Source organism: Streptomyces sp. NPDC001832, assembly GCF_040297265.1.
GTDB lineage: Bacteria > Actinomycetota > Actinomycetes > Streptomycetales > Streptomycetaceae > Streptomyces.
On sequence record NZ_JBEOYU010000001.1, the window covers coordinates 238450 to 262749 of the forward strand.

The following is a 24300-nucleotide window of genomic DNA, read 5'->3' on the forward strand; positions in this document are numbered from 1 at the left end:
ATCCAGTCGACGAATGTCCCACTACCTGGGCGTTCAAGGCGCCAGCGCTGATCCGAACGGCAGATTCCGGACGACCGAGAAGATCAGCAGCACGGCGCCGATCCCCCACCAGACGACGGGCTTCGCGGCGATGGTCATGGGCTTCCCCCGAAAGGCGCGGGCCATCCAGACCACCCAGAGGACGGCGAAGATCCCGTAGCCGACGACGGCGAGGGCATTGGAGCCGAGGGCGGCGGCGATGTCGCCGTGCGCGACGGCGTGGGCACTGCGCAGACCGCCGCAGCCCGGGCAGTACAGGCCGGTGAACCGGAGCAGCGGGCAGGCCGGGTAGTGGCCCGGCTGATTGGGATCGACGGCCCCGACGTAGCCGAACGCCCCGATGACGGCGGCCATGACTCCCACCGGGGTGGCGAGCCGCCGGATACGCGAGACGGGAACGGGGGCCGGAGGGAAGACCGGCGGGGACGGCTGCCGGCCGGACGTCAGGGGATATCCGGACATCGACGGCGGGCCGGGGGCGGGCCGGGAGCCCGGCGCCGACGACGCGGCGGCTGGAGTAGGCGATGCGTCCACCCGGTGATTGTCCCCCGCTGATACGGAAAGGCGCAGCCCGGGCCGGGCTGCGCCTCGCATGCGTACGGGTGGTGCGTGCGTCAGGAGACCTGGGCCTGCGCGGCGCGGGCCCTGGCCGCGGCCATCTCCGGCGACTCCTTCGGCATGCCGAGGCCTGCCATCTTCATCGCGAGGCCGACGATCCCGCCGAGGAAGACGACGGCGATACTGGCCCAGAAGCCGATCGGCTCGGCCGCGACCATGAAAACGCCTGCGGCGCAGAAGCCGATGAAGGAGATGATGACACCGGTCCAGGCGGCCGGGGTGTGTCCGTGGCTGCTGCCCGCCATGAGTTGCTCCTTGTTGGTGATGCGCTGTTGGTATCGCTGTACGCAAAGCTGGTGCCGCTGTTGGTGCCGCTGTGCAGAAAGCTCGGCTTCATTGTCCCGTACGTGCGGGTGGGACGTGAGCTGGGGGGTCATGCCTCGCGCGTCGGGTCCTCGCCGCGGTCCAGGGCCTTCCACAGGTCCTCGGGCCGGTCGGGGTCCAAAGCGGTGCGGGGGGCCTTGCGGGGGCGGGGGGTGCCGTCGCGTTCGTACCGTCCCGACATGCTGGGCCAGCGCTTTCCGTACCGCAGGGCGAGCAGCCCGGCGAGGAGGATCAGCAGGCCGCCGGCTGCGGCGACATAGGGCCATGCGGTGTGGCTGAGCGCATCAATGGTCGCCGAGGCGTCGCCGGTGGTCTCGGCGGCCTTCTCGTCGAGCGCCGAACTGTCGGAGGCGCCGAGGCAGGCGCTCAGCCCGGCACCGAGGCCGCTGAGGGCGAGGAGCCCGGCAACGACCAGCCGCCCGCCGCTGCGGACGGCGAAGACGGCGACGAGGGCGGCCAGGCCGACTATGGCGAGGGCCGCCGGAAGACCGGTGACGTCCTGGCCGTCGGCGCTCAGCGGCAGGGTGCCGCCACCGACGGCCGCCCGGCCCTCGGCCCAGGTCTGGCCGGAAGCGAGCAGGACGACGGCGGCGCCGACCGCCCCGAGGAACAGGCCGGCGGCCAGGCTGCGGCGGCTTCCCGGGGCGTCGGACGCGGTGGCGGCTCGGGCACGGGGCTGGGGTACGGGGACAGCACTCACGTACCCCACTATCCCTTACCGCTTCACGCTCCGTGGAGCCGGTTGGCCGTATGCACCGCGCGGAGCACCGCGGCGGCCTTGTTGCGGCACTCGGTGTCCTCGGAGACCGGATCGGAGTCGGCGACGACGCCCGCTCCGGCCTGGACGTACGCCGTGCCGTCGCGGAGCAGGGCGGTCCGGATCGCGATGGCGGTGTCGGAGTCCCCGGCGAAGTCGAGGTAGCCGACGCAGCCTCCGTACAGTCCGCGGCGGGTGGGTTCGAGCTCCTCGATGATCTGCATCGCGCGGGGCTTGGGGGCGCCGGAGAGGGTGCCCGCGGGGAAGCACGCGGTGAGGACGTCGAAGGCGGTGCGGCCCTCGGCGACGCGGCCGGTGACGGTGGAGACGATGTGCATCACGTGCGAGTACCGCTCGATCGACATGAAGTCGACGACCTCGACGCTGCCGGGTTCGCAGACCCGCCCCAGGTCGTTGCGGCCGAGGTCGACGAGCATCAGGTGCTCGGCGCGTTCCTTCGGGTCGGCGAGGAGTTCGTCGGCGAGCGCCTGGTCCTCCTGCGGGGTGGCGCCGCGGTGCCTGGTCCCGGCGATCGGGTGGACCATGGCGCGTCCGTTCTCGACCTTGACGAGGGCTTCCGGGCTGGAGCCCGCCACATCGAAGCCGTCGAAGCGGAGGAGGTACATGTACGGCGACGGGTTGGTGGCGCGCAACACCCGGTAGACGTCCAACGCGCTTGCCGTGCACGGGGTTTCGAAGCGCTGGGAGGGGACGACCTGGAAGGCCTCGCCGGCCCTGATGCGCTCCTTCACGTCCTCGACGGCGTCCTGGTACGCCTTGCCGCCCCACTGCGCGCTGTACGGGGGGAGCTCGGACGGGGGGAGGGTGGCGGGGGCGTTCTCGACCGGCCGCGAGAGGTCCCGCTCCATGGCGTCGAGACGGGCGACGGCGTCCGCGTACGCCTCGTCGACGCCGGTCGCGAGGTCGTTGTGGTTGATCGCGTTGGCGATCAGCAGGACGCTGCCGTCCCAGTGGTCGAGTACGGCCAGGTCCGAGGTGAGCAGCATCGTCAGCTCGGGAAGGTGGAGGTCGTCCTCGACGCTGTCGCCGATCCTTTCCAGGCGGCGGACGATGTCGTAGCCCAGGTAGCCGACCATGCCGCCGGTGAACGGGGGCAGTCCGTCGTCGACGACCAGGTCGTGCGGGGTGTGCAGGGTCTCGATGGTGGCGCGCAGGGCCTGCAGCGGGTCGCCGTCGAGGGGGACGCCGACGGGCGGGGTGCCCAGCCAGTGGGCCTGTCCGTCGCGTGTGGTGAGGGTGGCGGCGCTGCGTACCCCGATGAAGGAGTAGCGCGACCAGCTGCGCCCGTTCTCCGCGGATTCGAGGAGGAAGGTGCCGGTGCGCTCACCTGCGAGCTTGCGGTAGAGGCCGACCGGGGTGTCGCCGTCCGCGAGGAGCCGGCGGCTGACGGGGATGACGCGCCGGTCGACGGCCAGCTTGCGGAAGGTATCGAGATCCATGGCGGCTGACCCTACTGGGTGAGTGGGAGGACGTCGGCGTCGAAGCAGGTGCGGTCGCCGGTGTGGCAGGCGGCACCCGTCTGGTCGACCTTGACGAGCACGGTGTCGGCGTCGCAGTCGAGGGCGACGGACTTGACCTGCTGGATGTGGCCCGAGGTGTCGCCCTTGACCCAGTACTCCTGGCGGCTGCGGGACCAGTAGGTGCAGCGGCCGGTGGTGAGGGTGCGGTGCAGGGCCTCGTCGTCCATCCAGCCGAGCATCAGCACCTCGCCGGTGTCGTACTGCTGGGCGATGGCCGGGACGAGGCCGTCGGCGCCGCGCTTGAGGCGGGCGGCGATGGCCGGGTCGAGGTTGCCGGTCGGCGGTGGAGTGCTGGGCGTGGGCGCACTGGTCATGCGCCCATTGTGCCGTGGCCGCGGGGGAGGCCTCCTGCGACGTCCACTGGGCGGACCGCGTGCGACGGTCGTACGCTGGCGGGCATGTCGACCCATGCGAAGCGTGAACGACTTCTGCTCGCCGACCTGTTGGAGGCGGCGGGACCGGAAGCACCGACCCTGTGCCACGGCTGGACGACACGGGACCTGGCCGCCCATGTGGTGGTCCGCGAGCGCCGGCCGGACGCGGCGGGGGGTGTGCTGCTGGGCGTGCTGAAGAACCGCCTCGAACGGGTGCAGGCGGAGTACTCGGCCAAGCCGTACGAGGAGCTGATCCAGCTGATCCGTACCGGACCGCCGCGGATGTCCCCGTTCGGTCTGAAGCCGATCGACGAGGCCGCCAACACCGTCGAGTTCTACGTCCATGCGGAGGATGTGCGCCGGGCCCAGCCGGACTGGTCACGGCGGGAGCTGGACCCGGTCTTCGCCGATGTGCTGTGGTCGCGCGCCGAGCGGACGGCCCGGCTGCTGGGCCGCAAATCTCCGGTGGGGCTGGTGCTGCGCCGCCCGGACGGGCAGACGGTGGTGGCGCACAAGGGCACCCCGGTGGTGACGGTCACCGGCGAGCCGGGCGAACTGCTGCTCTTCGCGTTCGGCCGGCAGGAGGCGGCGACGGTGGAACTTGAGGGCGACAAGGACGCGGTGGCCCGGCTGCATTCGGCGGAGCTGGGGATGTAGGGCGTTCGCAGGGCGCCGGTCGCCGGGCAGAGCCGGAAAATCGGCTCCGCCCGGCGATCGATGAGTGCCGCGGTCAGCGCACCGGGTGCCCGGCCTCCCGGAGAGCGCCCTTGACCTCGGAGATCCGCAGGTCGCCGAAGTGGAAGACGGACGCCGCGAGCACCGCGTCGGCACCCGCCGCGATGGCCGGCGCGAAGTCCGCGAGCCGGCCCGCGCCGCCGGAGGCGATGACGGGGACGGTCACGTGCTCCCGCACTGCCGCAATCATCTCGGTGTCGTAGCCGTCCTTGGTGCCGTCCGCGTCCATCGAGTTGAGCAGGATCTCGCCCGCGCCCAGCTCGGCGGCCCGGTGCGCCCACTCGACGGCGTCGATGCCGGTGCCCTTGCGGCCGCCGTGCGTGGTGACCTCGAAGGTGCCCGCGGGCGTACGCCGGGCGTCCACGGAGAGCACCAGGACCTGGCGGCCGAAGCGCTCGGCGATCTCCCGGATGAGGTCCGGGCGTGCGATGGCCGCGGTGTTGACGCCGACCTTGTCCGCACCGGCCCGCAGCAGCTTGTCGACGTCGTCGGCGGTACGGACACCGCCGCCGACCGTGAGCGGGATGAAGACCTGCTCGGCGGTGCGTCGCACCACGTCGTAGGTGGTCTCCCGGTCGCCGCTGGAGGCGGTGATGTCCAGGAAGGTCAGCTCGTCGGCGCCCTCGGCGTCGTACAGCTTCGCCATCTCGACGGGGTCGCCCGCATCGCGCAGGTTCTGGAAGTTGACGCCCTTGACGACCCGGCCGTTGTCGACGTCCAGGCACGGAATGACGCGTACCGCGAGAGTCACCGCGCACCTGCCCGGTATGCCTCGACCTCGACCTCGACGACCAGGCTCGGGTCCACGAAACCGGACACGATGATCATCGACGCGGCGGGGCGGACGTCGTCGAACAGCTCCTTGTGGGCGCGGCCGACCTCGTCCACGTCCCGGGCGTGCGTGATGTACATCCGGGTGCGGACGACGTCCTCACGGCCCAGACCGACCTGCTTCAGCGCGTCGAAGGCGACTTTGAAGGAGGTGACGGCCTGCTCGTAGGGGCCGCCGGCGGAGATCTGCCCGTTGACCACCGACGTGCAACCGGCGACCAGGACAAGGCCGTTGGACAGCTCGACCGCGCGGGAGTAGCCGAACTTGTCCTCCCAGGGGGCGCCGGAGGAGATGCGGTTGACGGAGTCGTTCATCCGGAGACCACCTGCAGTGCTTCTTCGAGGGTGAACGCCTTCGCGTACAGCGCCTTGCCGACGATCGCGCCCTCGACGCCGTCCGGGACGAGCGAGGAGATGGCCCGCAGGTCGTCCAGCGAGGAGACACCGCCGGAGGCGACGACGGGCTTGTCGGTGGCGGCGCAGACGTTCTTCAGGAGTTCCAGGTTGGGGCCCTGGAGCGTGCCGTCCTTGGCGATGTCGGTGACGACGTAGCGGGCGCAGCCCTCGGAGTCGAGGCGGGCGAGCGTCTCGTAGAGGTCGCCGCCGTCGCGGGTCCAGCCGCGGCCGCGCAGCGTCGTGCCGCGGACGTCGAGGCCGACGGCGATCTTGTCACCGTGCTCGGCGATGACCTTGGCGACCCACTGAGGGGTCTCCAGGGCAGCGGTGCCGAGGTTGACCCTGGTGCAGCCGGTGGTGAGGGCGGCGGCGAGCGAGGCGTCGTCGCGGATGCCGCCGGAGAGCTCGACCTTGATGCCCATGGAGCGGGCGACCTCGGCGATCTGCACCCGGTTGTCACCGGTGCCGAACGCGGCGTCCAGGTCGACGAGATGCAGCCATTCGGCGCCCGCCTGCTGCCAGGCGAGGGCGGCCTGCAGCGGGTCACCGTAGGAGGTCTCGGAGCCGGACTCGCCGTGCACGAGGCGGACGGCCTGGCCGTCGCGGACGTCGACGGCGGGGAGGAGTTCAAGCTTCGGCATTACAGCGTCTCAATCCAGTTGGTCAGCAGCTGGGCGCCGGCATCGCCGGACTTCTCGGGGTGGAACTGGGTGGCCCACAGTGCGCCGTTCTCCACGGCCGCGACGAACGGACCGCCGTGGGTGGCCCAGGTGACCCGGGGCGCGCGGATCCTGGCGTTGGTGACCTCCAGGTTCCAGTCGTGGACGGCGTAGGAGTGCACGAAGTAGAACCGGGCCTCGTGGTCGAGACCCGCGAAGAGCTGGGAGTCCTCGGGGGAGCGCACGGTGTTCCAGCCCATGTGCGGGACGATCGGGGCGTTCAGCGGGGCGACGGTGCCGGGCCATTCGCCCAGCCCCTCCGTCTCCACGCCGTGCTCGATGCCGCGCTCGAAGAGGATCTGCATACCGACGCAGATGCCCATGACGGGGCGGCCGCCGGAGAGCCTGCGTCCGATGATCCATTCACCGCGGGCCTTCTTCAGCCCCTCCATGCAGGCGGAGAACGCACCGACGCCGGGCACCAGCAGCCCGTCGGCGTTCATCGCCTTGTCGAAGTCGCGGGTGATCTCGACGTCCGCGCCGGCACGGGCGAGGGCGCGCTCGGCCGAACGGACGTTGCCGAAGCCGTAGTCGAAGACGACGACCTTCTTCCGGTCACTCACAGGTCGCTCCCTCAGTCCCAGAGTCCCTCGATCCGCAAAATGCCTGCGGCCAGGCACATCACGGAGCCGATCCCGAGCAGCACTATGACGCCCGTGGGCATCTTCTGCTTCGAGAAGGAGTAGACGCCGCCGGCCAGGAAGAGGCCGACGACGATCAGAATGGTGTTGAGGCCGGTCACAGCGCACCCTTCGTGGAGGGGAGGATTCCGGCAGCGCGCGGGTCGTGCTCGCAGGCGTACCGCAGGGCGCGGGCGAGCGCCTTGAACTGGCACTCCACGATGTGGTGGGCGTTGCGCCCGTACGGCACATGGACGTGCAGGGCGATCTGCGCCTGGGCGACGAAGGACTCCAGGATGTGCCGGGTCATCGTCGTGTCGTACGCGCCGATCATGGGCGCCATGTTCTCGGGCTCCGTGTGCACCAGGTACGGGCGGCCGGACAGGTCGACCGTGACCTGTGCGAGGGACTCGTCCAGCGGGACGGTGCAGTTGCCGAAGCGGTAGATCCCGACCTTGTCTCCGAGGGCCTGCTTGAACGCGGCGCCGAGTGCGAGGGCGGTGTCCTCGATGGTGTGGTGCGAGTCGATGTGCAGGTCGCCGTCGGTCTTGACCGTGAGGTCGAAGAGCCCGTGCCGGCCGAGCTGGTCGAGCATGTGGTCGAAGAATCCGACCCCGGTCGACACATCGGCCTTGCCGGTGCCGTCGAGGTTTATCTCGACGAGCACCGAGGTTTCCTTGGTGGTGCGTTGCACACGGCCAACGCGGGGGCTCATGCGTCGTGCTCCTTCTTGGCGATCTCATTTACAAGCGTGCGTACCGCATCGAGGAACGCGTCGTTCTCTGCCGGGGTGCCCGCGGAGACCCGCAGCCATCCCGGTACGCCGTTGTCCCTGACCAGGACGCCCCGGTCGAGGATTTGCTGCCAGGCGGTGTGGCTGTCGGCGAAGCGGCCGAACTGGACGAAGTTGGCGTCCGAATCGGTGACGTCGTAGCCGAGTGCGCGCAGCCGGGTGACGATCCGGTCGCGTTCGCTCTTGAGCTGTGCGACGTATCCGAGCAGCGTATCGGTGTGCTCCAGGGCGGCGAGCGCGGTGGCCTGGGTGACGGAGGACAGGTGGTACGGCAGTCGCACCAGCTGGACCGCGTCGACGACGGCCGGGGCGGCGGCGAGGTAGCCGAGACGCAGTCCGGCGGCGCCGAACGCCTTCGACATGGTGCGCGAGAGCACCATGTTCGGCCGGCCCTCGATCAGCGGGAGCAGCGAGGCGTGGTGGCTGAACTCGCCGTACGCCTCGTCGACGACGACCATCGACGGCTTGGCCGCCTGGGCCGCCTCGTACAGCGCGAGTACGGTCCCGGCGTCGACGGCGGTGCCGGTGGGGTTGTTGGGCGAGGTGATGAAGACGACGTCGGGCCGGTGCTCGGCGATGGCCTTCCGGGCGGCCTCGACGTCGATGGTGAAGTCCTCGTTGCGCGGTCCGGAGATCCAGCCGGTGCCGGTGGAGCGGGCGATGAGGGCGTGCATGGAGTACGAGGGCTCGAAGCCGATCGCGGTACGCCCCGGGCCGCCGAAGGTCTGCAGCAGTTGCTGGAGCACCTCGTTGGAGCCGTTGGCCGCCCAGACGTTGGCGAGCGTGACCTGGTGCCCGGCGGTGCGGCTGAGGTAGCGGGCCAGCTCTGTACGGAGCTCGACGGCGTCCCGGTCGGGGTAGCGGTTGAGGCCGCGGGCGGCCTCGCGGACGCGCTCGGCGATCCGGTCGACGAGCGCCTCGGGCAGCGGGTAGGGGTTCTCGTTGGTGTTCAGCCGCACGGGTACGTCGAGCTGCGGCGCCCCGTACGGGGACTTGCCGCGCAGTTCGTCGCGGATCGGGAGATCGTCGATCCGCGTCGTCGGGGTGGTGTCGCTGTTCGTCACTGCTGCGGAACCTCTCCGCCGAACCTGGCCTTGAGCGCGGCGCCGTGGGCGGGGAGGTCCTCCGCCTCGGCAAGGGTCACGACATGGTGGGCGACCTCGGCGAGCGCGTCGCGCGTGTAGTCGACGATGTGGATGCCGCGCAGGAAGGACTGCACGGACAGGCCCGAGGAGTGGCAGGCGCAGCCGCCGGTCGGCAGGACGTGGTTGGAGCCGGCACAGTAGTCGCCGAGCGAGACCGGGGCCCACGGGCCGACGAAGACCGCCCCGGCGTTGCGGACCCGGTCGGCGAGCGCGGCGGCGTCGGCGGTCTGGATCTCCAGGTGCTCGGCGGCGTACGCGTCGACGACCTTGAGGCCGTCCTCCAGGTCGTTCACCAGGACGATCGCGGACTGGCGGCCGGCCAGTGCGGGCTCGATCCGGTCGGTGATGTGCTTGGTCGCGGCCACCTGTGGCTTCAGCTCGGCCTCGGTGGCGGCGGCCAGTTCCTCGGAGTCGGTGACGAGGACGGCGGCGGCCATCGGGTCGTGCTCGGCCTGGCTGATCAGGTCGGCGGCGACGTGCACCGGGTCGGCGGTGGAGTCGGCGAGGATCGCGATCTCGGTGGGGCCTGCCTCGGCGTCGATACCGATGCGTCCCTTGAGGAGGCGCTTGGCGGCGGCGACGTAGATGTTGCCGGGCCCGGTGACGAGGTTCACCGGAAGACATTCGGCCGTACCGTACGCGAACATCGCAACGGCCTGGGCGCCGCCGGCCGCGTACACCTCGTCGACGCCGAGCAGGGCGCAGGCGGCGAGGATGGTGGGGTGCGGCAGACCGTCGAAGTCCTGCTGCGGCGGGGACGCGACGGCGATGCCCTGGACGCCCGCCTCCTGGGCCGGTACGACGTTCATGACGACCGACGACGGGTAGACGGAGCGCCCGCCCGGCACGTACAGCCCCACACGCTCGACCGGCACCCACTTCTCGGTGACGGTCCCGCCGGGGACGACCTGGGTGGTGTGTGTATCGCGGCGCTGCTCGCGGTGGACGAGGCGGGCGCGGCGGATCGACTCCTCGAGGGCGGCCCGTACGGCGGGGTCGAGTCGCTCCAGCGCCGCGGCGATCGCCGCGGCCGGAACGCGGACCGAGTCGATCCGTACGCCGTCGAATTTCTCCCCCCACTCGATCACTGCCGCCGAGCCACGATGGCGTACGTCCTCACAGATGGGCCGCACCGTCTCCAGGGCGGCTTCCACGTCGAACTCGGCACGGGGCAGCAGGTCACGCAGGGCTCCACCCTCGGGGAGGGCCTCGCCGCGCAGATCGATTCGAGAGATCACACCGCAATTCTCGCAGACCGCCACCGGCGTCCGGGCGCCCGTATCACTGGCTGATACATCTCCCGGGCGTCACTGCTGACCAATAGCGTTCATATCGTCACTCAGAGGGAAGAACAGCTCCGAGCGGAAGGGGCACCCGTGACCGAACCGCACGACGGCGATATTCCGGACGGTCTCAGCGCGGCCGAGCTGGGCATGTGGCAGGCCTTCCGGAACGGCAGCACCTACGATCTGCGGACCCGCGACCCGGCGCGGGACGATCCGTTCGCGCCGCGCGTCTGGGGACCGGAACGCAGTGTGGACGGGCGCGTCGTCGCCCGGCTGCTGCTGTCCGGGCCGCCACCGCGGCCCGGCCGGGTCGCCGCACTGAAGCTCCGGGGTGTACGGATCACCGGGGCACTTGATCTCGCGGGCGGGCGCGTCGCGCCGTACGTCGAGCTGACCGGCTGTCGCTTCGAGAGCGAGGTGGCACTGCCCGAATGCCACTTCACGACGTTGCGGATGGTCGGCTGCGCGATGCCGCGGCTGGAGGCGGCCCGCCTGCGCACCGAGGGTGATCTGCATCTGCCGCGCTGCCGTATCAAGCGCGGAATCCGGCTCACCGACGCACAGATCGGCACCGATCTGCTGATCAACCAGGTCGAGATCGGCCCCGACCGCAACGGGCGAGCCCTGGCCGGTGACGGGCTGGCGGTCGGCCAGGACCTGCAGGCGGAGATGGTCGAGGCCCGCGGCGAGCTGAGTCTGCGCGGGGCGAAGGTCGGCGGTTCGCTGAGTCTGCGCGGGAGCCGGCTGCGGGGCAGGGAAGGACGGCGCGCGCTGAACGCCCCTCAGCTGACCGTGGAGCGGACGCTGTACATGAGCGAGGCGTGGGTGAGCGTCGACACCGGGAACCTGGGCACCACTCCCCCGTACGGCATCGTCATGGCGCCGACCCCGGCGCGCGGTACGCGTTCGCAGATCTTCGCGTGCCGCGGCGGGGTGCGCCTGGACGACGGACGTTTCGGCGACGCGGTCGATCTGCACAAGGCACGGTTCGTACTGGCCCGGCACGAGGAGCTGTCGCTGCGCCGGATCGTCACCCCGGAGCTGCGGTTCAACGCGGAGCGGCCGGAGGAGGGCCGGGTCGTGCTGAACGGCGCGAAGATCGTCACGCTGATCGATGTGTCGACCAGCTGGCCGGGCCCCGGCGGTCTGGCGATGAGCGGATTCGTGTACGAGAACCTCGTCCCGTACGGACACTTCCCGCTCTCCCGGCGCCTGGAGTGGGTGGCGGCGGCGACCCCGGAGTACGTGCCGGAGCCGTACGAACGCCTCGCCACGGTGCTGCGCAACTGCGGAGAGGACGCGGACGCCCGCGAAGTGCTGCTGGCCAAACAGCGGCGGCGCCGCGAGACGCTGCCGCCCGCCGCGAAGCTCTGGGGCTTCCTCCAGGACTGGACGGTGGCGTACGGCTACCGGCCGGGGCGGGCCGCGGTGTGGATGGCGGTGCTGTGGGCGGCGGGTGTGCTGGCGTTCTCCCAGCACGTTCCGGCGGCGATCAAACAGGATGAGCATCCGCAGTGGAACCCGGCGCTGTACGCACTCGATCTGCTGGTTCCGGTCATCAATCTGGGCCAGGACGGTTACTGGCGGATGGAGGGCGGCTGGCAGTGGGCGGCGGCCGTGCTCGTCCTGCTGGGTTGGATACTGGCCACGACGGTCGCGGCTGGTGCCTCACGGCTGCTGCGCCGGGGCTGAGCGGAATTCGGCCACGGCCGTCCGGACGACCGCCCGGACGGCCGTGCCGGAGCTTCTCTGCCCAGTGGCCGTCACGGTGGCCGGAGGCCATGGTCGAACGACCTGCCGAGCCACGGCCGAAGCGTCGAAGATCGATGCCCGGATCAGTAGAAACAAGCCAGATTCCCCACTTTCCTTTACCTTCTATTGACACCGCTCGCTACAACCCATTCAGTCGGCACCAAAGCTTCACAGCACCCCCCTGGCGCCACCCCGACCAGCGCTTTTCAATGGTCTGCACCATGCCATTCCTTCGCACTCTGCTCCGTACCGCGCGCTTGATCCGGCACTCCCCACAGGGGTCCGCCGGGCTGCCGGCGGACGACGCGGTGCTGCTCGACGCCCCCGACGAGCGGCTCTCCCCGGCGCTCGTCGCCGCCGCCCTCGGGGAGTACGAACCGGCCGCGAAACTCCTCGCCACCACCCGGGACGGCGCCGAGTGGGAGAACCGGGACCGCTACCTCAGCCGGCTCGTCACGTTCGCCCGCAGCCGCGACGGATGGCTGACCGACTGGCTCGCCGCCGCGCCGCACGACCCGGACGCGCTGCTCGTCAAGGCCGAGCTGGCGGTCCGCCGGGCCTGGGAGTCGCCCGTCCGGGCAGAGCAGCTGCGCGAGGTGGGGCCGCTGATCACCGCAGCGGCCGAGAGCGATCCCCGCGACCCGGTGCCGTGGCGGCTCGCGCTCGACCATGCACGCGGCACCCATGCCACGCACACCATGTTCGAGGCGCTGTGGGAACAAGCGATCCAGCGCTCCTCGCACCACTTCGGCTGCCATGTCGCGGCGCTTCGATACCTCTCCGCCGCCTGGCACGGCTCGCACCGCGAGTGCTTCGACTTCGCCGAGCGGGCCGCCGAGGACTCACTGCCCAGCTCGCTGGTGCAGGCGCTGCCGCTGCGGGCCGCCTTCACCCTGCTGATCGAGGGACCGGACGTACGGACCACCTCGGTGCAGGAGGAACGGATCGACGCCGCGGCGGATCTGGCGATCACGCTGTCCGCCTCGTTCGCACCCGGCGATCCGTGGCCCGCCGAGGTCCGCAACCTGCTGGCGTACGTGCTGGTCGCGCGGGGCCGCTGGGGCGAGGCGCTGGAACAGTTCCGGCAGATCGGACCCCATGCGGCGTCGTTCCCGTGGTCGTCGGTCTCCGACGATCCGCTCGGCCGGTTCCTCGACGCGAGGAGCGACGCGCGGCTCCGGGTGGCCTGCGCGACGCCCGGGCCGGGCCGGGCCGACCGGCACCGGCCCCGCGGCCATTACGCTTGACCGTTGTGACCACCGCTCGCCTGCCTCTGTTCCCGCTGAACGCGGTGCTGTTCCCCGGCCTCGTACTGCCGCTGAACGCCTTCGAAGAGCGTTATCGCGCCATGATGCGCGAGCTGCTGAAGACCGACGCCGACGAACCCCGCCGCTTCGCCGTGGTCGCGATCCGCGACGGCCGCGAGATCGCCCCGACGGCCGCCGGAATGCCGCAGGCGGTGAGCACACCCGCCGAGCGTGGTCCCGCCGACGGCTTCGGCCCCGACCCGATCCAGACCTTCCACCGGGTCGGCTGCATCGCCGACGCGGCGAAGATCCGGGAACGGCCGGACGGCAGCTTCGATGTCCTGGCGACCGGCACCACCCGGGTCAAGCTGCTCTCCGTCGAGGCGGGCGGCCCCTATCTGACGGCCGAAGTCGAAGAGCTGGACGAGAAACCCGGCGAGGAGGCCGGCGCACTCGCCGAGGGCGTCCTGCGGGCATTCCGCAGCTACCAGAAGCGGCTGGCCGGGGCGAGCGAACGGTCCCTGACGACGGGTGCGGACCTGCCCGACGACCCCTCCGTGGTCTCCTACCTGGTCGCGGCGGCGGCCGTACTAGACATCCCGTGCAAGCAGCGGCTGCTCCAGGCACCCGACACCGCGACCCGGCTGCGCGAGGAACTGACGCTGCTGCGCTCCGAGACCGCCGTCATCCGGCATCTGCCGTCCCTGCCCGCGGTGGACCTGACGCGTGCCCCGACCCACCCCAACTGACTGACGACCGAACGACCCGAGGAACCTCCCCCGTGGCGAAGAAGCCGAAGAAGCAGCAGCAGTCCGGCGGTACCCCGGCAACGGTCGCGCTGACCGCGGCCGGCACGGCGTTCACCGTCCATTCCTACGACCACGACCCGGCGTCGGCCTCCTCCTACGGCGAGGAGGCGGCCGAGGCCCTGGGCGTCTCCCCCGACCGGGTCTTCAAGACCCTGGTCGCGGACGTCGACGGCACACTCACCGTGGCGGTCGTTCCGGTGGCCGGCTCCCTGGACCTCAAGGCCCTGGCCTCCACGGTGGGCGGCAAACGAGCCGCCATGGCCGACCCGGCGGCAGCAGAACGCACCACCGGCTACGTACGGGGCGGCATCTCCCCCCTGGGCCAGCGGAAGCGGCTGCGTACGGTGGTGGACGCGTCGGCACAGTCCCACGAAACAATCTGCGTCTCGGCAGGCCGCCGCGGCCTGGAGGTCGAACTGTCCCCCATGGATCTGGCGTCCCTGACGGGGGCGGTGTTCGCGGTGATCGGCCGGGGATAGCGGTGATCGGCCGGGGATAGGGCACAAGCCCCCGCGCAGCGGCCCACCCGGCACCGGCACCGCCTAAGACTCAGCTGGCGGCACAGGCGGCGCATCCCCACCCGCGGGCGACCCCGCCCCCGGCACAGGCCCACCCGCAGCCCACCCCGGAAACACACCCGACTCCTGCTCCGGGTCCCGCGGCGCGAACAACGCCGTCAACCCGAGATGAACCGCCATCGCTACCAGCGGCCATACCAGCAACGCCCCCTTCGCTCGCAGCTGAAGCGGCGCATCGAAGACCACGCCCTTGCCGACCGCTCGCGCGTGCGCGACCACGTCCTGGTCCGGCCCGAGCCACACCCCCAGCCGCCAGGCCAGCAGCGAACCGAGCAGTGCGCCCAGCGCCAGCCCCACCACCAGGGCGATTCCGCCGCGCCGCTGGAACAAGAAGACCAGTACCGCGGAGAGCGCACCGAATGCCAGCGCCAGCAGCACGAACGTACCGTCGGCGCCGATCGCCTCCTCGCCCTCGCTGTCGCTGAGGAAGACGGCCGTGCCGTCGGAGATCAGCGGAACCCGCGGCGCCAGCCACAGCCAGAGAAGTCCGAGCCCGATGCCCGCGGCGGTCACGAGAGCGGTGACGGCAGCGGCCCGCAGCAGATCCGACCGGAGATTCCAGTCCTCCTGCGACTCCGGCGCGCTGCCGGAGTGGGAGCCGGCCGGACCGCCGGAACCACCCTGACCACCCCATTTCGGCGGGGTCTGCCAGGGGCCGTTGGACGAGGGCTGGTCGGGCGGAGTCAGAGGTGCGGTCACCGTGCCATCGTGCCAGGCGTCCCTGTGCCGCGCCTCACCGGACCGCTGCCCTGCGGTACGCCCAGGTGGCCGCGGCCAGCGAGAGGACGCCGACGACGGCGCAGACCCCGAGATCCAGTGCGACGACGGCCCAGTCGGGGTGGGCGTCGAAGGACCGGGAGAGCGCCTCGACACCGTACGTCGACGGCAGCAGATCGCGGGCCCAGTCGACCGGCCCGGGAAGCTGGTCGGCCGGCAGGACGCCGAGCAACAACGCCGCCGACATGCCCAGCTGCCCGAGCAGCGTGGCCAGCTCCTGCCGGGGCGCGAGCAGCCCCATCGCGGCACCGAGCCCGGAGAGCGCCGCCCCGGAGAGCGGGATGACGGCGACGAGCACCCACAGATGCGTCAGCGGCAGCCCGAACAGCACGCTCCCCACCACTGCCGTGACGACCGTGCCGGGCACGGTGAAGGAGGCGTATGCCCCGGCCGCACCGAGCACCACCGCGGCGGGCGGCACCGGCAGTGTGGCGTAGTGGTCGAGCCCGCCGCCGGCCCGCAGCTGCCCGAAGTACTGGGCGAGCAGGTTGAGCGCGACGAAGGCCACCACGAGGACGCTGGATCCGGAGACGACGGCGCGCGCCTCCAAGCCGCCGTCGACGACCCCGCGCATCAGCACCATGATCCCGACGGACTGGAAGGTCGCGACGAAGAGCAGCGGGATACGGGCGACCCTGGCCCTGGACAGCTGGGCACGGTAGACGGCCACGAGCGAGGGGAACAGGCGGGCCTGCGGCGCGAGCGGCGCAGGAGCCGCCTCCTCATCACCGGCACGGCTGTCGTCGGCGGTCCGGACCGGTCCGGTCACCGCCTGCGCGGGAACGATGTTCGTCACCTGGTGCTGCTCCTGTTCGCTCCCTGCCCGGTCACGCATGCGCCCCGGTCGCCCCGCCCGCCCCGGTCATGACTTCTCCAGCCCCTTGGTCGCGTCCCCGCCGAGCGCGAGATAGACGTCCTCCAGGCTGGGCCTCGCCAGCGTGAAGTCGTCGAGTGCGGCAAAGGCCGCGCCGCCGGTCACCGCGGCGACCGCCGCCCGTGCCTCGTCCGGGCCGAGCCGCAGCACCCAGCGCCGCCCGGACTCCTGGGCCGAACCGCGCAGCGCGACCACCTCGGGCACATCCAGGGGCGCCGCTTCGCGCCACACCAGCTCGACTCGGACCTCGCCCGCGACACATTCCTTGAGCCCGGTAGGCGTGTCGCAGGCAATGACCCTGCCTCGTTCGATCACGGCGACCCGGTCGAGGACCGTCTCGGCCTCGATGACGTTGTGGGTGACGAGCAGCACCGTCGTGCCGCGTTCGGCCCTGCGCCGGTCGACGGCGGCCCAGACGGCGCGCCGCGCGACGGGGTCCATGCCGGTCGTCGGCTCGTCCAGCACCAGCACCGGCCGCTCGCCGACCAGCGCGGCCGCGAAGCAGGCGAGCCGCCGCTGTCCGCCGGAGAGCTTCTTCAGGGGACGTCCCGCGATCTCGGTGAGGCCGAGTTCGTCGAGTACGGCGTCGCGCTCGGCTCGGGCATCCCGTGCCGCGAGGCCGCGCAGCCGTCCGGTGGTCTCGGCGGCGAGCGAGACGGTCAGCTCGTCGAGTGCGGTGGACTCCTGCCCGAGGTACCCGATCAGCCGGGAGGCCCGCTCGGGGTGGCGTACGAGGTCGTGGCCCAGCACGGTGACGCTGCCGGAGTCGGGCCGCATCAGGCCGGTGAGCTGTCGTACCAGGGTCGACTTTCCGGCGCCGTTGGGGCCGAGAAGTCCGAAGATCTCGCCGCGCCGCACATCCAGGCTGATCCCGTCGGTGGCGCGCACCTCGGGTGTGGGGGGTGCACCGCGGCGGCCGCGGGCGGCGGGATAGGTCTTGACCAGGTCACGCACCGCGCACACGGTCCCGGTCGCCGTATGCGCCTGTGCTGTGCCCGTACTCACGAGGTACGAGAGTACGGGGTCGGATGCCCCGTATTGCGCCCGGGGGCATGCCGGCCGGGCGCCGACGCCGCAGTCGCCGGCCGGGGTGCCCGACCGCGGGCCGGTTGTGCCGTCAGTCTCCGGACGGGCTCGTCCGCTCCACCGCCGGGGCGTGTTCCGCCGCGGCCCGTACATCGATCTCCCGCCAGAACCCGGCCCGGATCGCGTAGCGGTCGTGTTCGTCGATCTGGTCGTCCTTGTGGGCGAGCAGGCCGAACCGTGCCGCGTACCGCAGCAGTTCGCCGTCGATGCGGTGCGGGATGCGCGGATACATGGTCGACAGCTTCTGGAGATGAGCGGTATCCGGCAGCCGCTCCATCCAGCGCCGGGCGAAGACCTGTCCGACCTCGAAAGGGTCGCCGCCGACGGTGGTGATGTCCTCCTCGCGGTCCGCCCAGCGTTGCTCGGCGCTGGTGAGCTGGGCCAGCGTCGGGAGGGAAGCGGTTTCGGCGGGCTCGCCCAGCGGTCCGCCGCGCTCCATCCAGCCCTTGTCGGAGGACCAGCGCAGGGTGGCGTTGGCGGGCGACGGCTGGGCAGGCTGGGTGCCGGGGCCGCGCAGGCTGCCCGCCAGGTCCTTCGGGGTGGGGACGCCCTTGGCACCGTGGCCGGGCCGGTCGGCGGTGGGACTCTCCTCGGGCGGCGGGGCCGAAGTGTTGCGGTCGGCCGCCGCCTGGGCCTCCGATGCCCGCTCGGCGGAGGCGGCCAGGGCTGCCTCGGGCAGCGGTGCGGAGAGGATCGCGGCGATCTCCGGCCGTGGCACGGGCGGCGGGGCGCAGACGCCGCCGGTCTCCTTGGCCCGTACGGCCTGGGTGATCCAGGCCCGGTCGAGCACCCTTCGTTCGTCGGCCTCGGCGACGAGGTCCTCGGACTGGTTGTAGTCGCCGTCGGCGGCCTGGACGGCCCACAGATGGACGGCGACGCCGTGTTCCTTGGCGGACATCAGGCCGGGCAGCAGATCGCCGTCACCGGTCACCAGCACCACGTCGGAGCAGGCCCGGTTCCTGGCGAGTTCGGTGAGCTCGGCGTGCATCGCGGCGTCGACCCCCTTCTGCGCCCAGCGCCCGTCACTGCGGGTGAGGGCGCCGAGCCGGACGGTGACCCGGGGCATCACGCGGAGTCTGCGGTGCTCGGGCTGCGGTACGCGGTCGGGGGCGCCGTCGAACCAGTAGATCCGCAGCAGCGGCTGCTGCGTATCGGCCTCCGCCAGCTCACGCAGGCCCCGGATGAGGGCCGCGTGGTCGACGGTGATGCGGGAACGGGCGGGCTCCCCGGCCAGCAGACTCGCGGCTGCGCCCAGCAGGTAGCCGGCGTCCACCAGGACGACGCAACGGTCCACGGGTTCCACCCTCTTCCAGAAGTTCGGGTGTGGTCTTTGCCAAGGGTTTCCTTCGAGTCTGCCCGAACGCACAGGGGTTGACGGCGGGAACTCGATCATCGGCGTGGCGGATCCGGAAAACGGCGCATGATACCCCCTCACTACGCACGGTAATGATCCAACATGCACGGTTTATCCCGTCATGTGAATCTGAACGCGGTCCTGGCCCCGAGAGTCCCCGTAGGAGGAACACCATGGCCAAGAACAAGAACCGCAAGCAGAGCAGCCGGCAGAACCGCGCGTCCGGTGCGCAACGCGGTGCGGAAGAGGCCCAGTCGCCTGCTTACGAGTCGCAGATACAGCCGCAGGCGCAAGGCCAGGGCAGCCCTGCTGATGTGGCCCGTAAGCACCAGCGGCGCTTCGGCCACAACTGACCGGGCAGGTCTCCGGTCCGGCCGGGTGGCCGGGTGGGGCGCTCCCGCATGCGCGGGGCGCCCCTCTTCTCGCACGCCGACCGTGAAGCGGCTCAGAGGCTGTCGGGTGGCCTCTCAGCCAGCCAGGCAGGACGGTCCGAGCAGCACTTTCAGGTCACCGAAGAGCGCCGGGTCGGGCTTCACCCGGTGCCGGTCGAGCCGGAGAACCGTGGTCTTGCGGGGGCCCTGGAGCTTGATCCGCACCTCTGTGTCGCCCCGGTGGTTGCTGAGGACCTCGCCGAGGCGGCTGACCATCGGCGGGGTGATCTTGACCGTGGGGATGGTCAGGACCACGGGGGCGTTGGTGCCGGCCGACGAGATGTCGGGGACCTGCATCTCCATGGCGACGAGCCGGGGCACGTCCTCCCGCTTGTCGAGGCGTCCCTTGACGAAGACGACGGTGTCCTCGACGAGCTGGGTGGAGACCAGTTGGTAGGTGGCGGGGAAGAACATGCACTCGATGGATCCGGCCAGGTCCTCGACCGTGGCGATGGCCCAGGCGTTGCCCTGCTTGGTCATCTTGCGCTGCAGGCCGGAGATGATGCCTCCGACGGTGACGATGGCACCGTCGGCGTGCTCCCCGCCGGTCAGCTGGGAGATCGAGGAGTCGGCCTTGTCGGACAGCACGTGTTCCAGACCGAAGAGCGGGTGGTCGGAGACGTACAGGCCGAGCATCTCGCGCTCCTGGGCCAGCAGGTAGGACTTCTCCCACTCGATGTCGGAGAACTCCACGTCGAGCCCGAAGCCCGGCTCGTCACTCTCCTCCTCGCCCATGCCGCCGAAGAGGTCGAACTGCCCCTCGGCCTCCTTGCGCTTGACCTGCACCACGTTGTCGATCATCGGCTCGTGGTGGGCGACCAGGCCCTTACGGGTGTGGCCCATCTCGTCGAAGGCGCCGGCCTTGATCAGCGATTCGACGGTGCGCTTGTTGCAGACGACCGCCTCGACCTTGTCCAGGAAGTCGGGGAAGCTGCTGTACTTTCCCTTCGCCTTGCGGCATCGGATGATCGAGTCGACGACGTTCTGGCCCACGTTCCGGACGGCCGTGAGGCCGAAGAGGATCACGTCGTCACCCTGCGCGGCGAAGTTCGACAGGGACTCGTTCACATTGGGCGGCAGCACCTTGATGCCCATGCGACGGCACTCGTTGAGATAGACCGCCGACTTGTCCTTGTCGTCCTTGACCGAGGTCAGCAGCGCCGCCATGTACTCGGCGGGGTAGTTCGCCTTCAGGTACGCGGTCCAGTAGGTGACCAGGCCGTACGCGGAGGAGTGCGCCTTGTTGAACGCGTACCCGGCGAACGGGACCAGCACGTCCCACAGGGCCTGGATCGCGGCGTCGGAGAAGCCCTTCTTCTTGGCGCCCGCCTGGAAGAGGACGAAGTTCTTCTCCAGTTCCTCGGGCTTCTTCTTGCCCATCACGCGGCGCAGGATGTCAGCCTCGCCGAGCGAGTATCCGGCGATGATCTGGGCAGCCTTCTGCACCTGCTCCTGGTAGACGATCAGGCCGTAGGTCAGGCCAAGCGTCTCCTTGAGCGGCTCCTCCAGCTCCGGGTGGATCGGGGTGATCTCCTGGCGGCCGTTCTTGCGCTCGGCGTAGTTCGTGTGCGAGTTCATGCCCATCGGGCCCGGCCGGTAGAGGGCCGAGACGGCGGAGATGTCCTCGAAGTTGTCAGGCTGCATCTGGCGCAGCAGGGAGCGCATCGGGCCACCGTCGAACTGGAACACACCGAGCGTGTCACCGCGGCAGAGCATGTCGTACGTCTTCGGGTCGTCCAGCGGGAGGCCGAGCAGGTCCAGCTTGACGCCCTTGTTGCTCTCCACCATTTTGACGGCGTCGTCCATGATGGTGAGGTTGCGCAGGCCGAGGAAGTCCATCTTCAGCAGGCCGAGCGACTCGCACTGCGGGTAGTCCCACTGCGTGATGGTGACGCCGTCGGTGTGCCGCACCCAGACCGGGGCGTGATCGACGATGGGCTCGCTGGACATGATCACGCCTGCGGCGTGCACACCCATCTGCCGGACCAGGCCCTCGACACCCTTCGCGGTGTCGATGACCTTCTTCACGTCCGGCTCGTTCTCGTACATCCCCCGGATCTCGCCCGCCTCGCTGTAGCGCGGGTGCTTGGGGTCGGTGATGCCGTTGAGGTCGATGCCCTTGCCGAGGACATCGGCGGGCATGGCCTTGGTGAGCCGGTCGCCCATCGCGTACGGGTAGCCGAGGACACGGGCGGAGTCCTTGATGGCGTTCTTCGCCTTGATCTTGCCGTATGTGCCGATCATGGCGACCTTGTCGGCGCCGTACTTCTCCGTCACGTACCTGATCACTTCGACGCGCCGACGCTCGTCGAAGTCGATGTCGACATCGGGCATGGAGACACGCTCGGGGTTGAGGAACCGCTCGAAGATCAGTCCGTGCTCGATCGGGTCGAGGTCGGTGATGCCCATCGCGTACGCCACGATCGAGCCGGCCGCGGAGCCTCGGCCGGGGCCGACCGCGATGCCGTTGTTCTTCGCCCACATGATGAAGTCGGCGACCACCAGGAAGTACCCCGGGAACCCCATCTGGATGATGACGTCCATCTCGTACTCGGCCTGCTTCTGCCGGTCCTCGGGGACACCGCCCGGGAAGCGGCGGTTCATCCCGACCCGGACCTCCTCCTGGAACCAGGTGATCTCCGTGTAGCCGTCCGGGATGTCGAACTTCGGCATCAGGTCGCGCTTCTCGAACATCCCGCTGGTGTCGATCTGCTCGGCGACCAGCAGCGTGTTGGCGCACCCCTCCTGCCAGGCGTCGGAGGAGTCGACGCCGTACATCTCCTCAGTCGTCTTGAGGTAGTAGCCGGTGCCGTCGAAGCGGAAGCGGTCCGGGTCGGAGAGGTTCTTGCCGGTCTGGATGCACAGCAGCGCGTCGTGGGCGGTGGCCTCGTGCGCGTAGGTGTAGTGCGAGTCGTTGGTCACCAGCGGCGGGATGTTCAGCTTCCTGCCGATTTCGAGGAGCCCGTCACGGACCCGGCGCTCGATCTCGATGCCGTGGTCCATCAGCTCCAGGAAGTACTTGCCCTCGCCGAAGATGTCCTTGTAGTCGGAGGCCGCCTGGACCGCCTCGTCGAACTGGCCGAGCCGCAGTCGTGTCTGCACCTCGCCCGAGGGGCAGCCGGTCGAGGCGATCAGGCCCTCGGACCACTGGGCGATGGTCTCCTTGTCCATACGGGGCCACTTCTGCAGCCAGCCCTCCGCGTACGCGTCCGAGGACAGCCGGAAGAGGTTGTGCAGCCCCGTCGCGTTCGACGCCCAGATCGTCTTGTGGGTGTAACCACCGGAACCGGAGACGTCGTCCCGCTTCTGGTGCGGCTGACCCCACTGGATCTTCCGCTTGTGCTTGCGCGACTCCGGAGCGACGTACGCCTCGATCCCGATGATCGGCGTGACGCCCGCCTTCTGCGCCGAATGGAAGAAGTCGTACGCCCCGTGCAGGTTGCCGTGATCCGTCATCGCGATGTGCGACATGCCCATCTCATTGCAGGCAGCGAACATGTCCTTGAGCCGCGCGGCACCGTCCAGCAGCGAGTACTGGGTGTGGACGTGAAGGTGCGTAAAGGGCGCCTTGGTCACGACGTCGGGCCTCCGGGAAAACTGGCGATGACGGACTGGGGGGACAGCGTGGAAGTCTACGTCTGCGAGGTGACAGTCGAAGGGCACTCCCAGGTCCGGTCGCGCGTTGAAGCGGCTGAGAAGCCCGTCCCATTCGTGATGCAAGCCCGTCCCATTTTCATGCAGGTCAGGTACCAGGAGGCACCCAGAGATGTCGGAAGCGCAGACCGGCGCAGCGCAGCGCGGGGAGCAGATTCTTGAGGTTTTCGACACCGCGTTCGGGGAGCTGCTGGCCGCCGATCCGGCTGCCTTCCGGGTCAAGTTCCGCAAGATGGCGGGCTCGGCGTTCGCCTTCTACCGCGGCACGGCATGCCTGTTCTACAACGACCTGGAGCGGGAGCGGCACGGCGGCCCGTACCTGGACGAGCGGACCGGCCGGGTATGGATCCACGGCGATCTGCACGCGGAGAACTTCGGTACGTACATGGACGCCAACGGTCGGCTGATCTTCAACGTGAACGACTTCGACGAGGCGTATGTCGGCCCGTTCACCTGGGACCTCAAGCGGTTCGCCGCCTCCGTCGCGCTGATCGGGTACGCGAAGGCGCTGGGTGACGACCAGATCACCGATCTGGTCCGGGTCTACGCGACGGCCTACCGTGAGCGGATCCACGCACTGGCGACGGGCGCGAAGAACGGCGACATGGCGGAGCTGCCGCCCTTCACGCTGGACACCGCTGAGGGCCCGCTGCTGGACGCGCTGCGCGACGCCCGGTCTCTGACCCGGTTCTCGCTGCTGGACTCGATGACGGAGATCCGGGACTTCGAGCGCCGGTTCGCGGCCGGCGGTGGCTCGGTCGATCTGGACGCGGCGACGCGCTACAAGGTGCTGTCCGCCTTCGACGGCTATCTGGAGACGCTGCCGGAGTCGAGCCTGGCCCGCCCCGACTCGTACCGGGTGAAGGATGTCGTCGGCCGTCGCGGCATCGGCATCGGTTCGGCCGGACTGCCCTCGTACAACATCCTTCTGGAGGGCAACAGCGACGCCTTGGAGAACGATGTGGTGATCTATCTCAAGCAGGCGCAGACCCCCGCGGTCTCACGGCACATCACCGACGCGGCCGTTCGCGAATACTTCCAGCACGAGGGTCACCGCACGGTCATCTCGCAGCGCGCCCTGCAGGCGCACGCCGACCCGTGGCTCGGCTGGACCGAGCTGGACGGGGCCGGACAACTGGTCGCCGAGGTATCTCCGTACGCGGTCGATCTGGACTGGTCCGACATCGATGAGCTGGAGGAGATCGCCGCGGTCGTCGCCGACCTCGGCCGGGCGACGGCGACGATGCACTCCGCGGCGGACGACGAGAGCGGCCACTCGCTGGTGCCGTTCTCCACGGAGCGGGCGATCGACGCGGCGATCGCGGCGAACGAGGAGGGCTTCGCCGAGCTGCTGGTGGACTTCGCCCACAGCTACGGCGCCCGGGCCCGCGCCGACCACCAGATCTTTGTGGACCTCTTCCGCAACGGCCGCATTCCGGGGCTGTAGGTCCCCGCGCAGGCCCACGCGTGCCCTTCAGAGGCTGTCGGGTAGCCTCCGATCGGAAAGCGGACGCGGTCTGGTGCGTGCGATTCCAAGGCGCCGGGATGTCCTCGGATGAG

Annotated in this window: 25 protein-coding genes; 7 read left to right on the plus strand and 18 right to left on the minus strand. The window is 70.3% G+C overall.

Annotated features, from left to right (window positions below):
* Positions 1–33: 33 nt before the first annotated feature.
* The 5 genes from ABT115_RS01110 to hisI all read right to left on the minus strand — a co-directional run bounded on the left by ABT115_RS01110 (position 34) and on the right by hisI (position 3593).
* Entirely contained in the window at positions 34–501 is a 468-nt protein-coding gene (locus ABT115_RS01110; RefSeq protein WP_351783030.1) for a DUF2752 domain-containing protein, read from the minus strand.
* A 152-nt stretch (positions 502–653) separates the two neighbouring features.
* Positions 654–902 (minus strand): HGxxPAAW family protein, encoded by a 249-nt coding sequence (locus ABT115_RS01115; protein ID WP_351782445.1) that lies wholly within the window; start codon positions 900–902, stop codon positions 654–656.
* Between the two features lie 128 nt (positions 903–1030).
* The gene (locus ABT115_RS01120; RefSeq protein ID WP_351782448.1) at positions 1031–1690 is read right to left on the minus strand and encodes a TIGR02234 family membrane protein; all 660 of its coding nucleotides are present in this window, start codon (positions 1688–1690) and stop codon (positions 1031–1033) included.
* Positions 1691–1704: 14 nt separating this feature from the next.
* Positions 1705–3198: an anthranilate synthase component I gene (locus ABT115_RS01125; RefSeq protein ID WP_351782451.1), complete on the minus strand. Its 1494-nt coding sequence runs from the start codon at positions 3196–3198 to the stop codon at positions 1705–1707.
* An 11-nt stretch (positions 3199–3209) separates the two neighbouring features.
* The gene (gene hisI / locus ABT115_RS01130) at positions 3210–3593 is read right to left on the minus strand and encodes a phosphoribosyl-AMP cyclohydrolase (protein WP_351782454.1); all 384 of its coding nucleotides are present in this window, start codon (positions 3591–3593) and stop codon (positions 3210–3212) included.
* Between the two features lie 84 nt (positions 3594–3677).
* Between hisI and ABT115_RS01135 the strand changes: the two genes are divergently transcribed.
* A complete protein-coding gene (locus ABT115_RS01135; protein WP_351782457.1) occupies positions 3678–4310 on the plus strand; it encodes a TIGR03085 family metal-binding protein in 633 nt (210 codons plus the stop codon).
* A gap of 73 nt (positions 4311–4383) precedes the next feature.
* On the opposite strand, the gene hisF is transcribed toward ABT115_RS01135, so the two are convergent.
* From hisF to hisD, 8 genes are read right to left on the minus strand one after another with little or no spacing between them, the layout of a single operon-like run.
* Positions 4384–5139 carry an imidazole glycerol phosphate synthase subunit HisF gene (gene hisF, locus ABT115_RS01140; protein WP_327366853.1) on the minus strand — a complete coding sequence of 252 codons (756 nt, stop codon included), beginning with the start codon at positions 5137–5139 and terminating at the stop codon, positions 4384–4386.
* Positions 5136–5534: a RidA family protein gene (locus ABT115_RS01145; protein WP_351782460.1), complete on the minus strand. Its 399-nt coding sequence runs from the start codon at positions 5532–5534 to the stop codon at positions 5136–5138. Before ABT115_RS01145 ends, hisF begins: the two co-directional genes overlap by 4 nt.
* On the minus strand, positions 5531–6256 hold the full coding sequence (priA, locus tag ABT115_RS01150; RefSeq protein ID WP_351782463.1) for a bifunctional 1-(5-phosphoribosyl)-5-((5-phosphoribosylamino)methylideneamino)imidazole-4-carboxamide isomerase/phosphoribosylanthranilate isomerase PriA: 726 nt from the start codon (positions 6254–6256) through the stop codon (positions 5531–5533). The genes ABT115_RS01145 and priA overlap by 4 nt, the downstream gene beginning before the upstream one ends.
* Positions 6256–6897, minus strand: a complete 642-nt coding sequence (hisH, locus tag ABT115_RS01155) for an imidazole glycerol phosphate synthase subunit HisH (RefSeq protein ID WP_351782466.1) — start codon at positions 6895–6897, stop codon at positions 6256–6258. Before hisH ends, priA begins: the two co-directional genes overlap by 1 nt.
* Before the next feature lie 11 nt (positions 6898–6908).
* Positions 6909–7076 carry a CG2302 family histidine operon protein gene (locus ABT115_RS01160; RefSeq protein WP_351782469.1) on the minus strand — a complete coding sequence of 56 codons (168 nt, stop codon included), beginning with the start codon at positions 7074–7076 and terminating at the stop codon, positions 6909–6911.
* A complete protein-coding gene (gene hisB, locus ABT115_RS01165) occupies positions 7073–7669 on the minus strand; it encodes an imidazoleglycerol-phosphate dehydratase HisB (RefSeq protein WP_351782472.1) in 597 nt (198 codons plus the stop codon). Before hisB ends, ABT115_RS01160 begins: the two co-directional genes overlap by 4 nt.
* Entirely contained in the window at positions 7666–8811 is a 1146-nt protein-coding gene (locus ABT115_RS01170; RefSeq protein WP_351782475.1) for a histidinol-phosphate transaminase, read from the minus strand. Before ABT115_RS01170 ends, hisB begins: the two co-directional genes overlap by 4 nt.
* On the minus strand, positions 8808–10130 hold the full coding sequence (hisD, locus tag ABT115_RS01175; protein WP_351782477.1) for a histidinol dehydrogenase: 1323 nt from the start codon (positions 10128–10130) through the stop codon (positions 8808–8810). The genes ABT115_RS01170 and hisD overlap by 4 nt, the downstream gene beginning before the upstream one ends.
* A 138-nt stretch (positions 10131–10268) precedes the next feature.
* Between hisD and ABT115_RS01180 the strand changes: the two genes are divergently transcribed.
* The 4 genes from ABT115_RS01180 (at position 10269) to ybaK (ending at position 14465) form a co-directional block, all read left to right on the plus strand.
* The gene (locus ABT115_RS01180) at positions 10269–11870 is read left to right on the plus strand and encodes an oxidoreductase (protein ID WP_351782480.1); all 1602 of its coding nucleotides are present in this window, start codon (positions 10269–10271) and stop codon (positions 11868–11870) included.
* A gap of 269 nt (positions 11871–12139) precedes the next feature.
* The gene (locus tag ABT115_RS01185) at positions 12140–13177 is read left to right on the plus strand and encodes a hypothetical protein (RefSeq protein ID WP_351782483.1); all 1038 of its coding nucleotides are present in this window, start codon (positions 12140–12142) and stop codon (positions 13175–13177) included.
* A 5-nt stretch (positions 13178–13182) separates the two neighbouring features.
* Positions 13183–13926 (plus strand): LON peptidase substrate-binding domain-containing protein, encoded by a 744-nt coding sequence (locus ABT115_RS01190; RefSeq protein ID WP_351782486.1) that lies wholly within the window; start codon positions 13183–13185, stop codon positions 13924–13926.
* A gap of 32 nt (positions 13927–13958) precedes the next feature.
* On the plus strand, positions 13959–14465 hold the full coding sequence (gene ybaK, locus ABT115_RS01195; protein ID WP_351782489.1) for a Cys-tRNA(Pro) deacylase: 507 nt from the start codon (positions 13959–13961) through the stop codon (positions 14463–14465).
* Between the two features lie 63 nt (positions 14466–14528).
* Here ybaK and ABT115_RS01200 read toward each other — a convergent pair whose 3' ends face one another.
* From ABT115_RS01200 to ABT115_RS01215, 4 genes are all read right to left on the minus strand, one after another.
* On the minus strand, positions 14529–15263 hold the full coding sequence (locus tag ABT115_RS01200; RefSeq protein WP_351782492.1) for an ABC transporter permease: 735 nt from the start codon (positions 15261–15263) through the stop codon (positions 14529–14531).
* 34 nt (positions 15264–15297) lie between these two features.
* The gene (locus ABT115_RS01205) at positions 15298–16176 is read right to left on the minus strand and encodes an ABC transporter permease (RefSeq protein ID WP_351782495.1); all 879 of its coding nucleotides are present in this window, start codon (positions 16174–16176) and stop codon (positions 15298–15300) included.
* Positions 16177–16203: 27 nt separating this feature from the next.
* Complete coding sequence (locus ABT115_RS01210) at positions 16204–17178, minus strand: ABC transporter ATP-binding protein (protein WP_351783033.1); 975 nt, start codon at positions 17176–17178, stop codon at positions 16204–16206.
* A 154-nt stretch (positions 17179–17332) separates the two neighbouring features.
* Entirely contained in the window at positions 17333–18604 is a 1272-nt protein-coding gene (locus ABT115_RS01215) for an NYN domain-containing protein (RefSeq protein WP_351782498.1), read from the minus strand.
* 224 nt (positions 18605–18828) lie between these two features.
* Here ABT115_RS01215 and ABT115_RS01220 point away from each other — a divergent pair, with 224 nt between their 5' ends.
* Positions 18829–19008: a hypothetical protein gene (locus ABT115_RS01220; protein ID WP_351782501.1), complete on the plus strand. Its 180-nt coding sequence runs from the start codon at positions 18829–18831 to the stop codon at positions 19006–19008.
* Between the two features lie 114 nt (positions 19009–19122).
* Here ABT115_RS01220 and dnaE read toward each other — a convergent pair whose 3' ends face one another.
* On the minus strand, positions 19123–22662 hold the full coding sequence (gene dnaE, locus ABT115_RS01225; RefSeq protein WP_351782504.1) for a DNA polymerase III subunit alpha: 3540 nt from the start codon (positions 22660–22662) through the stop codon (positions 19123–19125).
* A gap of 190 nt (positions 22663–22852) precedes the next feature.
* On the opposite strand from dnaE, the gene ABT115_RS01230 reads away from it, so the two are divergent.
* On the plus strand, positions 22853–24187 hold the full coding sequence (locus tag ABT115_RS01230) for a DUF2252 domain-containing protein (protein ID WP_351782507.1): 1335 nt from the start codon (positions 22853–22855) through the stop codon (positions 24185–24187).
* Positions 24188–24300 lie beyond the last annotated feature (113 nt).

Excerpts from the sequence above, each read along its gene's own strand:
- ABT115_RS01185 (WP_351782483.1), top strand. The coding sequence starts at position 12,140 with ATGGTCTGCACCATGCCATTCCTTCGCACTCTGCTCCGTACCGCGCGC.
- ABT115_RS01205 (WP_351782495.1), bottom strand. The coding sequence starts at position 16,176 with ATGCGTGACCGGGCAGGGAGCGAACAGGAGCAGCACCAGGTGACGAAC.
- priA (WP_351782463.1), bottom strand. The coding sequence starts at position 6,256 with ATGCCGAAGCTTGAACTCCTCCCCGCCGTCGACGTCCGCGACGGCCAG.
- ABT115_RS01110 (WP_351783030.1), bottom strand. The coding sequence starts at position 501 with ATGTCCGGATATCCCCTGACGTCCGGCCGGCAGCCGTCCCCGCCGGTC.
- ABT115_RS01145 (WP_351782460.1), bottom strand. The coding sequence starts at position 5,534 with ATGAACGACTCCGTCAACCGCATCTCCTCCGGCGCCCCCTGGGAGGAC.
- ABT115_RS01115 (WP_351782445.1), bottom strand. The coding sequence starts at position 902 with ATGGCGGGCAGCAGCCACGGACACACCCCGGCCGCCTGGACCGGTGTC.
- ABT115_RS01230 (WP_351782507.1), top strand. The coding sequence starts at position 22,853 with ATGTCGGAAGCGCAGACCGGCGCAGCGCAGCGCGGGGAGCAGATTCTT.
- hisB (WP_351782472.1), bottom strand. The coding sequence starts at position 7,669 with ATGAGCCCCCGCGTTGGCCGTGTGCAACGCACCACCAAGGAAACCTCG.
- ABT115_RS01135 (WP_351782457.1), top strand. The coding sequence starts at position 3,678 with ATGTCGACCCATGCGAAGCGTGAACGACTTCTGCTCGCCGACCTGTTG.
- hisI (WP_351782454.1), bottom strand. The coding sequence starts at position 3,593 with ATGACCAGTGCGCCCACGCCCAGCACTCCACCGCCGACCGGCAACCTC.
- ABT115_RS01125 (WP_351782451.1), bottom strand. The coding sequence starts at position 3,198 with ATGGATCTCGATACCTTCCGCAAGCTGGCCGTCGACCGGCGCGTCATC.
- ABT115_RS01220 (WP_351782501.1), top strand. The coding sequence starts at position 18,829 with ATGGCCAAGAACAAGAACCGCAAGCAGAGCAGCCGGCAGAACCGCGCG.